Genomic DNA, 18,618 nt, shown 5'->3' with positions numbered 1-18,618 from the left:
CAACCACCCACCGGTTCTTGAGCCGATTTTCCGGATATCGAAACACACATCTGAGAGGAAATTCCCATGGGAACCATTATGACGCGCGCAAAGAAGGACGGATCACAGAGCTATACCGCTACCATTAGAAAGAAGCAAAAGGGCAAAGTCGTCCTGACACTGACCGAAACATTCCCCAATGAGCGATCAGCAAAGCGTTGGATCAAACAACGCGAGAGCGATCTGAATGCTAAAGGCGCGTTGGACAAAGCAATTCACTCAAAACAACGCAAGACATGGTCCGATGTGATCGCCGATTATAGCGCTGCGTCTCCGAATGGATTCGGAAAGACGAAAACAGCCAATCTCGCATACCTCCAGCGCCTTGATTTCGGACAAATCGCAGTAGAGGATACGGACGATCATACTTTCTTCAAACTGGCCCAAGATTTACTCAGGGGCATACAAGCCCCGCCAGCAGATAAGGATTTGGATTGCCGGGAACATTATGATTTGAAGCCTCGCGAGCCACAAACAGTCAATTCGTATATGGCAACCTTACGCACAGTCGTTCGGTACGGTGGACCGATCAGCAGGATTGAAATGCCAATTGCCGAATTCGAGACTGCTAAACTTACACTCACGCACCAAGGTTACGTCGCACGATCAGCCAAGAGAAACCGTCGACCAACGTTCGATGAGATGGATCGGCTGATGGCGTATTTCCACGATAACTACATGGCCGACACGCGGCGCGTCCCGATGCACAAGCTGATCGGTGCAGCTATCGCTCTGGCTCATCGTCAAAAGGCGTTGTCTTTGGTCGCTTGGAGTGATTTCGATGCAAGTAACGCGCGCCTTGTAGTCCGGGATATGAAGCATCCTCGTGAGACGGTCGGGAACGATAAAGAGACTTGGATCACCGAAGAAGGGATGAAAATCATCTCATCAATGCCGCGATCCGATGAGCGTATTTTTCCTTACCATTCAGATACGATCAGCCGTCTGTTTACTGAAGCCTGCAAGATCTTGAAAATCGACGACCTGCACTTCCATGATCTTCGGCACGATGCAATTTCGCGCTTCTTCGAAATCGGTCTCGGCGGCGGCAGCCGGGATAAAATCCTTAAGTACACTGGGCACTCGCCAGACGGAAGTCTGAGCCGCTACATCCATGTCGAGCAGGAAGGCGACAAATACGAGCAGTGGAGGTGGTGGCCCCTTCTTTTTGCTCCACTCTGAGTGACTGATTAAAAACAATGCCGCCCACACTCAAGTGGGCGGCATTTTACGCGAATTCTATTTCTTCGTGAGACATTATGGACTATCGGCGCGGGTCCACTTTCGACGTTCCTGCAATTCACTCTTAGACAACGACCGCGCCTTTCCAGAAATGACAGTACATACAGATTGGTCAGCCTGTCTGGGAAACAGCTTCTCAGGTCCCCAGGCGGAGACTTTCTTCACGATTTTCACTTTGACTCGGGAAACCTCATCCGTCTCGGCATCGACCATCGGTTCAAGGAGATAGTCTTGGCACAAGAGTTTGCTCAGGCGCTCTGCAGCACTGAGCCACGACCTTTTGACGTCCCTCCAAGGCGCAGTTCTCTCTGCTGACCACGGCAGAGTGAACATGGGGAAGGTGCTTCCCTGTGCCATTACGGCCCGTGTATAAAAAAGAATTTGCTTAGGGGTGCTCAATCGACCGATCGTGTCGACGTCAATCATTGCAAATTTGCTCGTTCGGTCGTTGGATCTGCGCAAACTGTCTCGAACATAACCATCTGAGAACCTGAATGTAATCTTTCTTCTGTCTTCCCTTCTTTTGAGAAAATCAAAAATAGCCGTTCCGCCTTGAGCTTGCAGGTTCGTATGGGCCTTCATGCCCCTTGAAATCATGTCATAGTCCTTGGCACCAGGGGATCCGGTTATTGCCAAAAGTGTGCTGCACCTGACCGTAAAGTTGGCTCGTTTGGGTGCCGCCATATTTTGAATATTCAATTCTCTTCTCGAGTCGATGTAAAAGTGGCATCCATGAGCCAAACGAAGGCCGTCAAGTGATAGGTCCGCTTTCTCAAGTCTTGTAACAACGCGCTCAGTGCACAGATATTCGCTCAGTTTTGACATCCCCAGTCCTCTTCTTTGATGTAAAGAGGATCTGGGTTCATACTTGCGCCGTGCAAAATGCGAAATCGGCCGCTTTTCTCCCCGACTTTACCGTCAAAAAAACAGATGCCTCCGTATCAATGGCCAAACATTCAAAGTATTCGTTTGAGTGACCGTAAATTCTGAAATTATGATCGGGGAACACTTCGAATTGGCCGTGAAATTGGGATGACCGACCGGAAAAACTTTGGAAACACAGCCGCAAGTATCTGAAAATGAAATATTAGTTGGGCGTAGAACCTGCGAGAACCTATCAACCTAAAATATAACCCCAGTAGAAGAGATTGATCATTTGGATTTCTGGAGTCTGCAGGGTTAATCTCACCAAGCTACATCATACGCGCCATCGCCTCAGCTTGCTTGATGACAAGTTTGACCGCGTCCGCCTGAAGATCAGGTGGATAGCCGAAGCGGCGCAATATCCTCTTTACGGATACGCGCATTTTCGCTCGGACATCGTCCCTCTGCCACCAATCCACACCCGAATTCTCGCGAAGGGATTTCACCAACTCGGCGGCAATGATTTTGAGCTTATCATTGTCCATGACCTCGACTGCACTGTCGTTTTGCGCCAGTGCATCGTAAAAGCTGCGCTCAGCCTCTGACATATCGTCTTGGGGCTCAGCACTGAGATCCTTGGCCATCCCGATCAATTCCTGGATGACCTGCAATGCGTCGATGCTGCGATTGTGATAGCGGGCAATTGCACTGGTGAGGCGCTCAGAGAACTTCTGGTTTTGAACAACATTGCCGCGTGTGCGAGCCTTGATCTCACCATTCAAGAGCTTCTTCAGGGCTTCAACGGCCAGGTTTCGGTGCTGCATGTTCTGAATTTCATGGAGAAACTCTTCTGAGAGCACACTGATATCAGGTCGATCGAAACCACAGGCTTCCAGTATGTCCACGACTTCGGTGGATGCCACTGCTCGATTTAACAGTTGTTCAATCGCGAAATCAGGCAAGGAATTACGCCCTGCGCCACCCTTCACGTCCAATTTTTGCAAGGCTGCGCGCACTGCCAGGAAGAAGGCAACTTCTTCGGCATTTCGGGAAGTTTCAGGTGATCCTGCAGCCAGTTTGAATGCCTTCGCCAACGCGGCGATAACATCATGAAACCTCTTCCCGAAATCTTTGTCGCCCTCCTGACCGTCCTCTCGTGCCCTGGTCAACACATGGTCCGCTGCTGCTGGCAAAATCTCGATCCGGTCGGCAGCAGTGCCTCCCAAAACACGGGAATAGTCAAAGCCGTGGAAAAGACCGCGCGCTACATCGAGGGCGCTCAAAAAGGCGGATACCGCCTCTCTTTCATCCACCCCTGTTTGCTCTTGGTCACCTTGTGAATAGTGAGCCAGGGCCTTTTTTAGGTCAGCCGCCAAGCCAATATAGTCGACGACCAACCCGGCTGGTTTCCCAGCGAAGACCCGATTAACCCGAGCAATCGCCTGCATGAGGCCATGCCCCTTCATGGGCTTGTCGACGTAAAGCGTATGCATGCAAGGCGCGTCAAACCCCGTCAGCCACATGTCCCGAACGATGACGAGCTTCAGCGGGTCGGAAGTGTTCTTGTAGCGCTTACGAAGCGCTTCCAGCTTCGTCTTGCTTCGGATGTGCTGCTGGAACGCCAACGGGTCTGTCGCATTTCCGGTCATGACAACTTTGACCGCACCAGTCTCATCTGTGTCCGAGTGCCAATCAGGATGGGCCTCAACGATCCGATCGTAGACTTCGACGCAGATCCGACGGCTCATGCAGACGATCATCGCTTTACCGTCTATCGCCTCAAGCCTGGCGGTAAAATGCTTGAGGATATCCTCGACAACAGCATCCAGACGCGGCCCAGCCCCCACAAGTTTTTCGATTTGAGACCATTTCTTTGCGGTGGCCGTTGCCTCGTCTTCTTCGAGCGCCTCGGTCGCTTCGTCGAACTCCTCATCAAGGCTTTCCTGAACGTCATCGGCGATTTCCACGCGTGCGACCCGACCTTCATAGTAAATCGGAACGGTGGCACCGTCCTCGACTGCTTGGGCAATGTCGTAGACGTCGATGTAATCCCCGAAAACAGATCGGGTATTTGCGCCGACCAACTCAACCGGCGTCCCGGTAAAGGCGACATAGACGGCATTTGGCAAGGCTGAGCGCAAGTGATGGGCCAGGCCATGGCGTACCTCGCCGGTTGCCTGATCCATTTTCGCATCGAAACCGTATTGTGTACGATGCGCTTCATCGACCATAACAATGACATTCGAACGGTCTGTGAGTTCCGGGAAGGTCTCTCCCCGTCCCGGCCGGAATTTCTGCACTGTCGAGAAGACGATGCCCCCGACCTGACGGTTCAGGAGGGTCTTCAGATCATCAATGCTATCCGCCTGGGTTGGGTCTTCGCCCAGAAGATCCCTACAGCGCCCAAAGGTCGTGTAGAGTTGGTTATCAAGATCGTTGCGGTCGGTAAGCACCAGAACGGTCGGGTTCTCGAGCTCCTTCAGATGCATGGCCCTGCCAGCCAGGAATGTCATCAACAGCGACTTTCCAGAGCCCTGAGTATGCCAGATCACGCCGCCCTTACCATCATCATCCCGCGCACTCAGGATTGAAGCCATGGCTTTCCTGACGGCGTGAAACTGATGATATCCGGCCGCCTTCTTGATCGGCCCTTTCCCATCATCCTCAAAGACGACGAACCATCTCAATAGATCCAGTAGGACAGCACGGTTCAGTAAGCCATCAGTCAGCGTATTAAGGGCCAGCCCTTCGCGTTCGGACAGGATGGTTTCGCCATCGACGGTCCTCCACCGCATGTAGCGATCCAGCCCCGCCGATAATGTCCCGTACCGCGCGTTCAGACCATCCGAAATTACCGAGATCAGGGAAGTACGGAACAGGTTGGGTATATCCTGCTTGTAGGTCTCGATCTGGTTGAACGCTGATTCAATGTTCGCACCCTCGGTGCCCTTCAATTCAACGACCACCAAGGGTAGCCCGTTCAGGTAAATAACAATATCCGGGATCCGCGGCGTCCGTCCGACCATGTCCACCTGATTGAAAGCATGCCAGGCGTTCTCCTGATCACCCCAATCCACGAGGCGGGCGCGGTCATTACGCTCCTCTCCTTGGCTGAAATATGTGATCGGAACGCCCCGTGTCATCAGGCCGTGCAGGCGGCGGTTCTCTGCAATCAGATCACCTGCAAAGACCTCATCCGTCACACGCGCAATAACCTCTTGCACCGCACCATCTGGCAGATCCGGATTGAGCTTTTGTACGGCCTTGGCCAGAACCTTTCGCAACACGGCATCATGGAAACTCCGGCGTTCAGGGTCGCGCTTCTCGGGCGATATCTCAGCACCAGAGGCGGTCGCGTATCCCAGCCCAGCCAGTTTTTCCATCATCCAATCTTCGAGGTCGGATTCTGAGTTCCACGCCATCAGCTCACCCCGCCCTGAGGGATCTTCGTAGCAAGCGACCGGACAGGCTCCGAGAATGCGGCATCCATCTTCTGATAGTGCTCAATCAGCCATTTGATCATCTCTGGCCAGTGCTCTTTGCTGTACCCTTGGACTGACGTTTTGCAGACCATCATGCTGACCTTTTTGTCGTCAATCCGCCGCCATTCCAAAGGTTCGCCAACAACCTCCTCATATCGTTCTTTCTCAGATGCCAGTTGATCGAACAACCACTTGTTTTCATCACGGCTGGATCGGTTGAGCTGGAACTCCACCCGCACTTCGTGACGAAGGAAGATCAATGTCAGAGTGCAACCCGACACCCCTATACTGGAGTTCACCCAATGATCCTTGGACGGCGTGATGTTCTGCCATCGCTCAAGGCCAGCCCCTCTTAGGCCCTCAAGTGCCTGCTCCCAGAACTCCATCCGCATTTGATGGCTCCAGCGTTGTGCACCTTTTGCATTCTTCTCTTCGCTGTCCTTCTCGGCCATCCGGATCATGTAATCGGCGGCCTCTGGCGTCGGGATAACCTGTTGCAGGTCGATGAACAGCTCTTCTTCGAACTTGTAGGGCATCACCTTGATGCAGCGCGCGTCGATCTGGTGTTCGCGCAGCCACAGCACTGTCGCCGTCACCTCGCGTCGAAAATTGGCGGCAATAAAGATGATCCGCTGATCTGTTCCGTCATTCAGGACAACCTGATCCAGGGTATCCTCCCCCAGGAACTCGCAGACGGTGCTGGCGGCATCGCCGGAGCCGTGACGGTCCAGATACTGCTGAAAGATCCCCACGATTTCGGCCTTTTTCAGGCTGGAGCAATAGGCGGCGTATTTCAGGGCCTGCCAGACGACATCACGGCCGGAATCGTCCAGCTTGTTCTCGATGACCACCAACTGCCCGCTTTTGTCCAGCGCCAGAAGGTCGAGCCGTTCGCGGGTGCCGTCGAACCCGTCAAACTCCTTCTGGATGATCAGCAGACCATCCTCCCCCTCGCTCATGGCCTCACAGAGTGCATCCGGCATGGTGGCAAGCCATTCCTGCAGATGCTCCCTCTCTCGGAACCCCACTTCGGAAAAACTGGTGCGTTCAAGCTTGCGCAGGCGGTTGGCGGAACGGTCGATCTGGAACATCTATTCGGAACTCCAATTCACGTCGGCCTCGGACGCATCAAAATATGCGACGCCTGCAAGACCTCTCTCTTCAAGATATTCCTCAACACCTTGCTGATCCCCATACGGTTCAAGCCAGAGCGGGTTCCGGACACTTACTGCACTACTTTTTTCAGCCTCCGGGCCGCGCTCTTCTCCGGGAAGGCGATTACGTCGACCGGCCACCGTACATAGGTCAAACAATTCATGCCATGGGTGCATTTTATCGACGATGTCTTCAGGCCAGTTGGACAGCGACTTTTCGATATCTTGGGCGTTGGCGAACGCACAGCCCCACTGGCTCGGTCCGTGAAAACCGTGCGAGGGTTTTCGCGAGAAAACTTGTGACGCGTAGTTGTTATAGAATACGAAAATCGGGAAGTAGTCGGTTCCAGCATCGGCAATTAATTTTGTCGCCTGAGTACCAAGATGTTTCCAACCGCCATAACGCCCAGCATTTGGGCCCGACATATAGAGACGCTTTGCTTGGACCCGCAGAGCGATGGTGCAATGAGTGCTTTTGAAGGTCCATTCCCAGTCTGCGCCATTTGCGTGTTCCTGGGCACGAGTGAACATCCGGACCTTCAAACCCAGCGGCGCGCAGTCACGCGCAATCTGGAGGAGCAGCATCTCGGTCAAAGTCTCTTCCTGTAAAGAGAGACCGAGCTTCAGCGCTTCATTCTGCCGATTCCAGTTCCACCCAGCCAAAGTTCGCAGGTAGGGTCGCACGCCTTGACCGAGGGACGCCATCAGACGACCCCCTCGACCTGTTGCGCAGCCTCGCGGATGCGGAGGTCTCCGGACATGAGGCGGGGGAGAAGGGCATCGCGAAGGGCGGCGAGATTTGCGGTCTCATCCTCAAGCAATCGAATTTTGGTATGCCACGGCTTGATTAACTCATCGAAAGCGTAGTGGACCGTGTCCGCAGCTTTCACCCAAGGTATCTTTTTCATGTTGCCTTGGTTCAGCTTCAATTGAACGGCGCCAGTAATAAATTCAGCGATGCTCACCGTTTCAAAGAAGCACTTCAATTGCTCTACCGAGAATTTCTTGCCTTTAAGAACATGGGCATGGTTGTTCACCCACGATTTCCCCCAAATATACTGTGTGAAGGGCTTTCCATCTGGTTTCACCACCGAGCCGTCTTCGCCAACCAGAAGAAGTACATCATCAAAAATATACTCATCAACATGGTCCATGATCGAAGTGGCACCGTAGTACGGCACCGATCCCTGTCGCTTCTGCCGTTGGTGTTTCGAAAGCGGTACTCGCTTTGAGTCCAAGATAAGCAGATCTTGTCCAATTTCGGCATTCTCCCACCCCTTCGGGAGGCCGTCGGGGCCGAAGCTGTCGGGGAAGAGGGCGGCGGTGGTGGGGGTCATGTGGGCAGGGGAAAGGCCTGCGGCGCGGGCGTGGACGGGGTCGAAATCCACGAACCAAGACCGATAGAGCGCCCGCGCCATCTCCTCCAACGTCGCGCTCATCCGGCGGTTCAACTCGATCTTGTCGTCGAGGGCACCGAGGATGGATGCGACCTCGGTTTGGACCCGTAAACACGGCAAAACAATCGGCAAACGTTTGATCGTCGCCTGATTCAATGATGCCATGGTGGAACCGGTCGAGTTTTGAAGCAACCAGTCTCGTGTTTCTGAAGAACTGATCCAATACCGAACAAAGCGCGCTGATATCGATTTAGGGAGTCTTAGCCGTATGCCGTCAGAACCGAGGAACCAGCCTACCTGGGTCTGCCCAACAAGTGCGGTGCGTTCGACGCTTCCTTTACGAGCAAAGACGATATCATTCTCTCGCAGCACGAATTCTGGGAGACGGTCAGTCACGGATTTATCCACATACGGGGTTCGACCGTGGATACGGAATTCTCCATGTCCGATCTCGCCGACCGAGATTACCGGGACGCCGCTGTTGGTATATTCAGACGCCTTCAAGACGGTTCCGAAGGGGCCTGTTTTGACCTCACCTCCGAGAGTTTCCAATATCTCGCCGATGGTTGTGGTCTGAACCTCCAAGGTCATTCCAACCGCTCCAGCCGCGCCTCGATCTCCGCCTCCAGCCGCCTTCCCTCGGCAAACTGCCCCCGCAACTCCGCCTTCAGGCGTTCGAACTTCTCCTCGAAAGGCTCGTCGTCTTCCTCTGCCGCGCCTGCGCCGACATAGCGGCCCGGGGTCAACACAAAGTTGTGCTTGGTGATCTCTTCCAGCGACGCAGCCTTGCAGAAGCCGGGCTCGTCTTCATAGGTGCCTGCGTCCGGCTCCCCCCGCCATGCGTGATAGCGGTTCGCGATGCGCGCGATCTCATCCTGCGACAGTTCCTTTTGCTTGCGCGAGCCTGGCACCAGCGCGCCCATCTTGCGGGCGTCGATGAACAACACCTCGCCGCGCCGGTCGCGCAGCTTGGCATCCTTGGCGATGCCGTTGGATTTATCCTTGGCCAGAATCCACACACAGGCCGGAATTTGTGTGCCATAGAACAGCTGCCCCGGAAGGGCGACCATGGCGTCCACCGCGCCGCCCTCAACCATGGCGCGGCGAATGTCGCCCTCGCCGCCCGACATCGACGACATGGAGCCGTTGGCCATCACCACGCCCGCAATGCCGGTGCTGCCCAGCTTGTCATAGATGTGCTGCATCCAGGCAAAGTTGGCGTTGCCGACCGGGGGCGTGCCGAATGTCCAGCGCCGATCCTCGGCCAGAATGCCGCCGCCCCAGTCCGAGATGTTGAAGGGCGGGTTTGCCATGGCAAAATCGAACTTCTCATCCGGGAAAGCATCGCGCAGCAGCGTGCCCTGATCGTTCCATTCGATGCGGGCGACGATGCCACGGATGGCAAGGTTCATGCGGGCAAGGCCGTAGGTGGTGTGGTTGAGTTCCTGCCCGTAGATCGCCAGATCCTCGCGCCGCCCTGCGTGGTGGTCGAGAAAGCGTTCGGAGTGCACCATGAAGGAGCCGGAGCCGCAGCAAGGCTCGTACATGCGGCCCTTCATCGGTTCTATCATGTCGACGATCAGTTCGACCACGGGTTTGGGCGTGTGGAAATCGCCGCCGCGCTTGCCCTCGTTGGAGGCGAATTCGGAGATGAAGTATTCGTAGATCCGGCCGATGAGGTCGAAGTCCTTGCGGGTGCCTTCGAATTCAATGTTCGAGAACAGGTCGATCAGGCCAGTGACGACATGGCTTCCTAAGGCCTCGCGGCCAAATACCTTGGGGAGTGCGCCTTTGAGCTGATCGTTCTCCGCCTCAATGGCGCGCATGGCGTCATCAACCTTGACGCCGATCTTGGGGTCCTTGGACTGCGCCGATAGGGTCCGCCAGCGCGCCGCCTCGGGCACCCAGAAGATGCCTTCGGCCATGTATTCATCGACATCTTCGGCCACCTCCTGGCCCTCAGGCAAGAGCTCATCATACTTGCGTTGAAAGGCAATCGAGATGTAGCGCAGAAACAGCAGGCCCAGGGCCACGTGCTTGTACTCGCCCGGATCCATGGAGCCGCGCATCTTGTCCGCTGCAGCAAAGAGCGTCTTTTCGATTGTCATCTGATGTTCCTTCCTGGCGCAGGCCCGCCAGATGGCTGAAATTATTTTCCTCACTATTCACATGTTCAAGGTGTGGTTCAATTGCTGGTAGGTATTTTGTTTTGTCTTTGGGTGGCGCGGCAATCGGCCCTTGTGCCTGTGCTCCAGCTGAGACCGGTTCGGGACGGCAGTTACCTCGCCTTCTGAACAGGCGGTTCTTTGGACATAAAAAATTGAAGCCCGCGCATCACTCGCGCTCGCCTTCAGCAAACTCATCAAAAATGCCTCGCAGCTATTTTGAAATTGTCAAATCAGCGATTTCAAGAAACTGGCGGTCCTTTTTGTTGGTGATATGTTTGTGAATTCCTGAGAACGCCTTTTCGGACTTTTCTGGAGGAAGCGCATTCGCGTAGGCCAGGAAAGCCGCACCGTAGATAATCTTTCTGCGCGTATCAGCGCGCCTCTGTTCTTCTTTTGCTTTGCGATTCAGGTCCGAGAGAATGGAGGTCTTCTGCTCAATCTCGCGGGCCAGTGCTTCGATTTTCTTCTCTGTTCTGGACATGTGTTTCGCCTTTTCGTTGATATCCTGGAGAGGAAATCGCGCTCGAATGGTTTGATCGCTACATTTTTTTGCATGTGAGATCGATCAGGCGGGTGTCAAAACCCGACAGCCCGAAAGGGCGAAGGGCGCGGTTACGCAACTCTGGTGGAGTTGCCGCGCGCCTGCCGCGGGCTTTTTCCAGGAGCGAACCCTGGCTGGGAGCACCAAGTAATCTTTATGATACACAAAGCTTCCAGACTTGAAATCAAGATCCGCAACCGCAGCAACTGCGCCTCCATCGTTGCGGCCGCCGCCTATTGTGCAGGCGGCCGCTACCGCTGTGACCGTACTGGACGCCTGAAAAACTACGAACGCCGCCGCGACGTGGTCTCAGTCGAGTCAATCAAGATGCCGCATGATCCCGAGCGTGTCTGGAATGCCGCGGATGTCGTAGAAAAGCATCCGCGCGCTCGGCTGGCCCGGGAGTTTGTCATATCGTTGCCCGCCGAGCTACCGCTCGACGTCCAACGAAAATTGGTGCGGGGGTACTGCCTTTGGCTTCATGAACACCACGGCATTTCATCCATGGCCTCAATCCATCACCCGCTGGCAGACGGGTTGGACAAGGAGATCCAATCCGACCTCAGCCCAAAGACCGAGGGAAGGAAACAGCCCATCAAGCTCCGGAAGGACGAGCGCGGAAACCCCTTGAACCAGCATGTCCATATTCTTTGCCCCACAAGGCGCTGGTGCTCCGAAACTGGACAGTTCATCGGAAAACTGCGCGACCTCGACGATGTCGTTAAGGGCCCGTTGTTTGTCCAATCCGCGCGGGACGAATGGCAGGGACGCGTCAATCGGCTTCTCAGCAAACACAATATCAAAGAGAAGGTCGACCTGCGCAGCTACAAAAAAATGGCGGTTTCCGGCGATGCGCCCGAGGGATTGCTGCCGCAAAAAAAGATGGGGCCTAAAAATGCTGCCCGGGCACGTCGGAGAGAATTGGAGCTCGGCAAAGATACGACTTATCTTGGTGTAGACCGAGCAAAAACTCTGGAACATAACGCCAAATGCTGGGACAGCTGGCTGACACTGCGAGCCCTTAAACGCGAGAAAGACAGAATAGAGCGTTCGGCCCAATATGCTGAGCAAATGGAAACTGCAAGGCGCAAGGAAGCTGAGACAGCCGATGCCAAGATCGCAGCGGAAAAAAACCGATCAACACGAGCATCAGCGATAGCGGAAGCACCACACCTTGACGCTCTAAATCCTTACGCAGCAGCGCTGAACTGGGCGAAAGGTGACAGTGACAACGAGATTGATCCAGAGACAGACACTCGACTGGACCCGGAAAGAGAAACTGCCGCCGCTCCCTCTTCTGGTGCTCCGCCACTGCTTGAATTGAACAACAAATCTTTGAAAAGATTTAGCCCCCAACGACAACGACAACGACAACGACAACGACAACGACAGCGTCAACGAACACGGAACAATAGTTCTTAGTTATCTGAAAAGTCCGGTTCGGCGAGCGCATGGAGCCTGAGAGCTACAGTCGCTCGTTGAAAAGGCTATGCTCCTCGGGTTGCCGCCTTTGATGCGCCCTTAGCCTGCCCACCGCTACTCATAGGTTCGCCCCAGAGATTGAAAAGTGGGAAGCCCTCCTGCCTATCCATATGATAGCGGCGATAGGCATAGATTGGATGAACAGCTTCAGGAATTTTGTCAGCGCCATAGTAGTCCAATTTAACATCATCTTCATTGGCTGTATCCGCCCACTTCTCAGCCCACACTCTTTCATTATCCAGCAGTACTCGAAGAGGTTTAGCCTTTTTGATAGCATTAAATTTATCATGATTTGAATGGGCAATCTGGCGCAGGTCACGCTCTGCTTTACGCAGGCGGAAGAGGAACGCCTCTTGTAATGGCAGGTGCTCGTAGGCGATTGTAAAGTCTTCAACCAAGTAATTAAATGATCGGTTTTCGAGTTCCTCGTCGGACAAATGGGCGAGTTCGCGCCCCCAACGGATGCGTCTCTGGACCGCGATATCTAACCAAGCGGCAATCGCCTTACGTTCTAAACAATTTTTTGCATGCGAGAAGGTTCTACTATCGAACTCCAATGGGAAGGATGTTTTTGATAATCTATCGGGAGAGAGAGAGAACTTTTCAAACTGATCGTCCGTGTTGAATTGAAACGTGCCCCAGAGATTTAGTTTCAGACCAGCCATCGATGAACGAAATTTTGCAGGGAGTGCAGTGTCCACTTCGCGCTTCATCTTCGCGCTTTCGAGACTGACTTGTCCTTCGAGCGTGACAGGCAAGGCAATTGGGAGAGCGAGCATCGTTGAATCCTTTGTTTTTGAATAGGCGGGCGCAGCCGCCTCTCTTAAACAGATGGAGTCGTCGCGCTATCAGCGGAAATGGCGGAGCTCACTTTCGCAAAAAAAATCCAATCCAGTGTCTCTTCGATAGTTCTATTCATTTCAAAGACTGCATGCGGACCGAGCTCGACGACGAAAAACTGACCGATGAAAATGTGAGGAGGGGCCCTGAGAGTAGGATTGCTGCGCATTCATTCCGTTCGCGGTCTTCTTTGCGAGACCGCGAACGGAATGATCGCGCAGCCGGCAGCTGAGAGATCTTGAAAGCTGGGACACCTTCCCAGTGACTGCTGGAGAACAATAATGAACATCGCCACCCCTTGGTTACTCAAGCCAACGTCGCAAGCCAAACAACCAAATACGACCGTCCACCGTTTTTTCCTAAACCATGGCCAATCGCTTCGCATTGCGGCAGAATTGCTGGGTGGAGATATAGCGGTAACTCTCGTTGCCGACATCATGAAAGCACTGCAGGCGGAGCCGGTGCCGTCGCAGCAGACATTGCGGCGTCTGATTCGGCTGGAGAACCTTCTGTTCCTTCAGAATGTAGATGACCCAGACAGCATTGAGGCTGGGCTGTTCGCCTCGATTGCCCCGGACGAACCGATTGTCGAAGACATCTGCATGCTCGCGGATGGTCTGCGGGAAGCTCTCAACATTGCAATCGACTCTCCTGACATCGCTGCGGTGTGCACCCAATGTGGCTCTCACCGCGGTTCCCCCTTTGCGATCCCTGCTATCGGAGGCACACAATGATCGAAGAACTTTCCCACCGCGAGTTTGTTTTGGCTTTGACGGCCGATGCAGTCATTCAAGCACGGATCGTCCGCGATCAGTTGTTTGATATTGTGATCCCTGAACTTGCACCGCACCGGCGTTCGCTCGCTGTCACCGTGAGACGTGGTCTCACAGCAAGCACCTTCCTCTCAGAAGATTTCTTGGATGAGCTCGGCGCACTGATTGAGTTTCTTCGGATCGAGATCGAAAAGGGTATTGAGACGATTTGGGTCCCGGACGAATACAATGTCCATGGAGGCCACGAACAGCGTATTTTCGATGCACATGCTCGAACACTCGCGGTGGCAGTCGGACATTTTATTGATTTATTCGAAATTATCGCTGAACTGATCGATTCAGTTGAGGCTGAGCGTCTGATCGAAGACTTGAGCGGGGCATGAAATTTTGCGGTGCCGCATTTTTTGGCACTGCACTCTTGAGGGCGTAGACGCCCACGGTCATCGCTTAGACTACGGTGACCGAGCATGCCTACCCCCCTCTCTGCTGCTCCTGTAGGCATGCTTTTGACCTTTGAAGCCGAACAATTGCTCTCAACCCCCGTAAAGGCTGATGTCGAGGTCGATCATGAAAGAAAGATCAACGTCGAGATCAGCCATTGCCGACAAAAGACCCCTCCCGGATAGAGATATCGAACCTTAATCACAGATGACACCTCAGCAAGTAATCCGCACCCACTTCCTTCGTAGGCGCATTGACGGCGTTTAACATTCACGGAAGAGAAAAGTATGAACACAGTTTTCATGATTATGAGTCAGTATGGCCCTAAACCGATTATCCCCGCCGAAGATGTAGCTCGGGATTTTTTCGGGCTTTCGAAGTCAAAGTTCTTCGAAATGGTGAACCGGAAAGAGATTTGCATACCGGTCATACAGATGAGCAACAGCCAAAAAAGCCCAAGGGGCGTGCATATCCTGGACCTTGTTGAGTACATCGACTCAAGGCGTGGCGACGCGAGCAAGCGGCTTTGAGGGGACATGGGTAAATGACGACTCTCATGATTTTGATTGCGCAATACGGTCCGAGAGAAACCTTACCATTTCAAATGGTCGCAAAAGATCTGTTTGGCGTGGCTCCGACCAGTTTCTTGAAACAGCTGAAATCTGGAGAAATTTGCCCTTTGAGGGAAAACCCCAAAAGATTAAAAACGTTTGGTGTACCTCTTCCATGGATCGCTGATCTAATTGATAGTCGACGTGATTTGGCGCGAGAGGCAATGAACTCCTCGGCGGAACTCAACTTGGACGGCGCAAGCCCCCTTAAAGCTTAAGATTCTTCTGGTCGGCAACAGGCAAAACCTCTTGTCCCTCGAAAACTTCGTGACCGAAAATAACCTTCTCCGCGATTAGTAACGGCCCTCAACGGATCTTTGCGGATCCGGCAGCAAACGGCAGTTCCGAGCCCAAGGTGTATTATCTGCAAATTGCGAAAGCTGCACCGCGGCCTCCTATGGACGGGCCGCGGACCGTTTCCGCAATTTGGGACAAGACTGAAAATCTATCCATCTGCGACGGTATGCGCTGGGAGCGTCGCACATCACGTATGCCATAAGCTTATTATGCGTACCTACAATGATCGAAGAACACCCTAAAATCAACTACGCCAACGTTTTGTTCTCTCAACCAAACGCCGAACGCGCTCTGGATTATTGGGGCGATCCCGCCCGCTCGTACGGACAATTTTTCGAACATACCAAAGGCCGCAGACTGCGATAACGACACTCCCAGCCGATATCAACATCTCGAATAAGTTCATTGGCGCAGTCCTCTTGGCAGGTCGCATTTAACTGCATTATCAGATTTCCGCCCAGAACGACATGGACCCAAGTCCTCTCCATGTCCATCTTTCAGAAGCAAAAATCATTTATACCCGCCCCGTTTGATCTCCCGATCAGCAGTAAAGAGCTGTCGCGAAATCTTGATAAGTTTTACACAAAGCCGGAGGTAGCACGCCAGTGTGTAGACGACTTTGAAAGTTGGACTGGTATAGTTTTGAATACTACGAAAACTGACCTCCTGGAGCCGAGCGCTGGCGCAGGCGCGTTCCTCGACTTCTTGCCTTCGCGCACGCTGGCCTATGACCTCCTGCCAGAAGACCCAAGGATTGCGCGAAAAGACTTCTTGAAACTGGTGCGTAGCAAGCCTGCCATCGTAATCGGCAACCCCCCGTTTGGAAGGAGCTGCTGCCTCGCAATCCAGTTTTTCAATCACGCGGCAACATTCGCCGATCAAATAGCGTTCATCGTTCCGCGCACATTTGAGAAGATCAGCATACAAAACCGCCTCGATCCTCAATTTCATTTACTTAATCAACGTGTGCTTGAGCGGGATAGTTTTATGTTCGAGGGTAAGAGCCACCCTGTTGATTGCGTCTTCCAGGTTTGGCGGCGAGGTGCGGATCTGCGACCTAAAGTTGAATTGCCGATTGTCCATCGGGATTTCAAATTCGTTACCCGCGAAGAGGCAGACTTTGCTGTTCGGCGAGTTGGCTCTCGTGCAGGTGCTGTTAAGACGAACGTTCACGATGTTAACGAGAACACGCACTATTTTCTACGCGCGATTGAATCTGCTGAGGAGTTACTTGCGTCCTTCCGCGCGATCGATTTTTCTGAAGCTAAGGTGAGAACGGCGGGCCAAGCTTCAATCGCGAAGACGGAGATCGTTGCCCTTTACTCCGCGCTAAAGGCTGATTTGTGTTGAAGCACTACGCCCTTGGTTTCCAGTTCCCTGTAGCGATCTTACACTATCTTGGGTAAGCTTTGCGTATCCGATACAAAGTCTTAGGAATTTCGAGATGCCCGCCGTTCCAACGATCCGCAAGGCAATGATTGTTATAGCCGTCTCTGACTACGCGGGCGCCTACGCGCAGTTGCCGGGCACACTAACCAGTGCTGCGAGGCTGGCTAACTGGGCAAAGGATCCTGCGCCGGGTCGAAACTATAAGGTGCTCGAGATCACCGATGCAGCCAACAAGCCCGTCACGGTAGATCGGTTGCGCAAGGAGATCGACGCGTTGCTTGCGACCACGTTTATCGACCGACTGGTGGTCTATTTCGCCGGTCACGGCCTCGTGCGATCAGCCACCGATCAGTTTTGGCTGCTGACCAATGCTGCACAGGATCGGCGAGAGGGCGTCGATTTGATGCCCTTCATCGACGGGTTGAAGCGCTACAGCATCGGTGCTTCCAATCCCCATCTGAAGAAGGGACAGCTTTGCATCATCGCAGATGCGTGCCGCGACACCAGCCGTGACGCAATCAGTTTTATCGGCGATCCGATCCTAACGTCCGCCGCAAAGGTCAACCCGATGGACACGGACATGTTCCTTGCCACGACCCTGGGCGATTTTGCGTATCAGCCCGCCGCAGTCGCGGGAGGGCGCGCTTCGTGCCTGTTTTCCGATGTTCTGTGCGAGGCGCTTGAAGGCGGTGTGCCCAGTGTGATCGACGCTTCTCACGCCTTCGGTACGGTCATCGACAACCAGAAATTGGCTACCTATCTCGACGACGAAGTCCCAAAAAGGGCGAAGAAATACAACGAGAAGATGACGCCTGACACTATCAGCGGTCTGCGGCGCGACTTTAACTTCTACGACCTGATACCCCCGGCACCGGCGGGCAATGATAAAGACCCCACCGGCGGCACTGCCTTCGCAACGAACTTCACCAAAGGGCTACACCACCCGGCAATCGGCAAACGCATGGTCCGCGATATCTCCGCTCTTGGCCTCGCACCCGCTGAAAGACGGTCGAGTAACTTTGGCTATGCGATCGGCCGCGGTGCCCATCTTATGGACAAGCTGGGTGTCAGCCCGCGCCGCGCAGGCGCGGTCGTCTCCGAATTCGATGAACGGGTCGCCCTTCCGGAAACGGCGGCACAACACTTGGCGGTTGATGCGTACCGCTGGAAGTTCCTGCCCGAAAACGCCCACCCGGCACCGCAGATTTTCGTCAGGCAGCGCGATTACTGGACGCTCGCCCCAGTCTATCCTTACAGTGTGACGGTGTTGCAGCCGCAGAACCCCGGCGACGTTTTGGTCAACACTCGGGACGAGATGCGCGAGACGGATTGGGACAGCACGCTCAGTTCCTCCGCCGCCACCAGTCGGCGGGAACACCGCCGCATGAAAGACGAGATCCGCGCCGCTGATCAGTTGCGCTTTGGCAAGGAACGTCAGCCGCTGCATGCCGATCAGGCAGGGTATATCTATCACATGGTTGGCGATACCGAAAACATCGTCCGCACCGCGCACTACATGGCCCAGGTCGGTTTCCTGACCTGCGATCTGGCATGTCTCTCGGCGACGGATTTGCGGTGGTCGTATGGCAAAAACGGCTGGGAGATACATGCCGACCTGCCCGCGGTGGAGCGCGACGACGACCCACTGCGTCCCGATTTCGCGAATACGGAGATGGAAGCGAGGTCAAACGTGCCGGTCAACACGCTGTTCCCGGTGTTCCGGCAGGGTTGGCGCCGGATGGCCGAGCTTTCCTACAGCAGCATGCCGGACGTCTTGCGACAACTGGCGCATATGACCGAGGGCTACTCCGCCGTTGTCTTGCCCGACAGCGCCATGCCCACCATTCAAGAGCATTTTTCGTATGTTATCCGTGATTTGACCAGAGAGGGGATTTAGT

At 54.1% G+C, this 18,618-nt stretch carries 16 protein-coding genes; 8 read left to right on the top strand and 8 right to left on the bottom strand.

Going from position 1 to position 18,618, the window contains the following annotated elements; all coding sequences use genetic code 11:
- Positions 1 to 66 precede the first annotated feature (66 nt).
- Positions 67 to 1,221 (top strand): tyrosine-type recombinase/integrase, encoded by a 1,155-nt coding sequence (locus FIU94_RS11250; RefSeq protein WP_152465886.1) that lies wholly within the window; start codon positions 67 to 69, stop codon positions 1,219 to 1,221.
- Positions 1,222 to 1,296: 75 nt separating this feature from the next.
- Here the strand turns inward: FIU94_RS11250 and FIU94_RS11245 are convergent, their stop codons facing one another.
- The 7 genes from FIU94_RS11245 to FIU94_RS11215 all read right to left on the bottom strand — a co-directional run bounded on the left by FIU94_RS11245 (position 1,297) and on the right by FIU94_RS11215 (position 10,827).
- Positions 1,297 to 2,106: a hypothetical protein gene (locus FIU94_RS11245; RefSeq protein WP_152465885.1), complete on the bottom strand. Its 810-nt coding sequence runs from the start codon at positions 2,104 to 2,106 to the stop codon at positions 1,297 to 1,299.
- Between the two features lie 368 nt (positions 2,107 to 2,474).
- Positions 2,475 to 5,567, bottom strand: coding sequence for a type I restriction endonuclease subunit R (locus FIU94_RS11240; RefSeq protein ID WP_152465884.1), 3,093 nt, complete (start codon positions 5,565 to 5,567; stop codon positions 2,475 to 2,477).
- Entirely contained in the window at positions 5,567 to 6,718 is a 1,152-nt protein-coding gene (locus FIU94_RS11235; RefSeq protein ID WP_152465883.1) for a DUF4268 domain-containing protein, read from the bottom strand. Before FIU94_RS11235 ends, FIU94_RS11240 begins: the two co-directional genes overlap by 1 nt.
- A complete protein-coding gene (locus tag FIU94_RS11230) occupies positions 6,719 to 7,486 on the bottom strand; it encodes a DUF6615 family protein (RefSeq protein WP_152465882.1) in 768 nt (255 codons plus the stop codon).
- Positions 7,486 to 8,769 carry a restriction endonuclease subunit S gene (locus FIU94_RS11225; RefSeq protein ID WP_152465881.1) on the bottom strand — a complete coding sequence of 428 codons (1,284 nt, stop codon included), beginning with the start codon at positions 8,767 to 8,769 and terminating at the stop codon, positions 7,486 to 7,488. Before FIU94_RS11225 ends, FIU94_RS11230 begins: the two co-directional genes overlap by 1 nt.
- Positions 8,766 to 10,286, bottom strand: coding sequence for a class I SAM-dependent DNA methyltransferase (locus tag FIU94_RS11220; protein WP_152465880.1), 1,521 nt, complete (start codon positions 10,284 to 10,286; stop codon positions 8,766 to 8,768). Before FIU94_RS11220 ends, FIU94_RS11225 begins: the two co-directional genes overlap by 4 nt.
- A gap of 271 nt (positions 10,287 to 10,557) precedes the next feature.
- On the bottom strand, positions 10,558 to 10,827 hold the full coding sequence (locus FIU94_RS11215; protein WP_152465879.1) for a hypothetical protein: 270 nt from the start codon (positions 10,825 to 10,827) through the stop codon (positions 10,558 to 10,560).
- A gap of 216 nt (positions 10,828 to 11,043) precedes the next feature.
- On the opposite strand from FIU94_RS11215, the gene FIU94_RS11210 reads away from it, so the two are divergent.
- Positions 11,044 to 12,309: a MobA/MobL family protein gene (locus tag FIU94_RS11210; protein ID WP_152465878.1), complete on the top strand. Its 1,266-nt coding sequence runs from the start codon at positions 11,044 to 11,046 to the stop codon at positions 12,307 to 12,309.
- Positions 12,310 to 12,374: 65 nt separating this feature from the next.
- On the opposite strand, the gene FIU94_RS11205 is transcribed toward FIU94_RS11210, so the two are convergent.
- Complete coding sequence (locus FIU94_RS11205; protein WP_152465877.1) at positions 12,375 to 13,148, bottom strand: hypothetical protein; 774 nt, start codon at positions 13,146 to 13,148, stop codon at positions 12,375 to 12,377.
- A 342-nt stretch (positions 13,149 to 13,490) separates the two neighbouring features.
- Between FIU94_RS11205 and FIU94_RS11200 the strand changes: the two genes are divergently transcribed.
- The 6 genes from FIU94_RS11200 (at position 13,491) to FIU94_RS11175 (ending at position 18,617) form a co-directional block, all read left to right on the top strand.
- Positions 13,491 to 13,943, top strand: coding sequence for a hypothetical protein (locus tag FIU94_RS11200; protein ID WP_152465876.1), 453 nt, complete (start codon positions 13,491 to 13,493; stop codon positions 13,941 to 13,943).
- Complete coding sequence (locus tag FIU94_RS11195) at positions 13,940 to 14,365, top strand: hypothetical protein (protein WP_152465875.1); 426 nt, start codon at positions 13,940 to 13,942, stop codon at positions 14,363 to 14,365. The genes FIU94_RS11200 and FIU94_RS11195 overlap by 4 nt, the downstream gene beginning before the upstream one ends.
- Positions 14,366 to 14,710: 345 nt before the next feature.
- A complete protein-coding gene (locus tag FIU94_RS11190; protein ID WP_152465874.1) occupies positions 14,711 to 14,953 on the top strand; it encodes a pyocin activator PrtN family protein in 243 nt (80 codons plus the stop codon).
- Positions 14,954 to 14,979: 26 nt separating this feature from the next.
- The gene (locus FIU94_RS11185) at positions 14,980 to 15,252 is read left to right on the top strand and encodes a hypothetical protein (protein ID WP_152465873.1); all 273 of its coding nucleotides are present in this window, start codon (positions 14,980 to 14,982) and stop codon (positions 15,250 to 15,252) included.
- A gap of 565 nt (positions 15,253 to 15,817) precedes the next feature.
- Positions 15,818 to 16,681, top strand: a complete 864-nt coding sequence (locus FIU94_RS11180) for an SAM-dependent methyltransferase (protein ID WP_152465872.1) — start codon at positions 15,818 to 15,820, stop codon at positions 16,679 to 16,681.
- A 94-nt stretch (positions 16,682 to 16,775) separates the two neighbouring features.
- Positions 16,776 to 18,617 carry a caspase family protein gene (locus FIU94_RS11175; protein WP_152465871.1) on the top strand — a complete coding sequence of 614 codons (1,842 nt, stop codon included), beginning with the start codon at positions 16,776 to 16,778 and terminating at the stop codon, positions 18,615 to 18,617.
- Position 18,618: the final 1 nt, after the last annotated feature.

Source organism: Sulfitobacter sp. THAF37, from assembly GCF_009363555.1.
Lineage (GTDB): Bacteria > Pseudomonadota > Alphaproteobacteria > Rhodobacterales > Rhodobacteraceae > Sulfitobacter.
The sequence above is the reverse complement of the archived record's forward strand: the minus strand, read 5'-3'. Positions and strand labels throughout refer to the sequence as shown.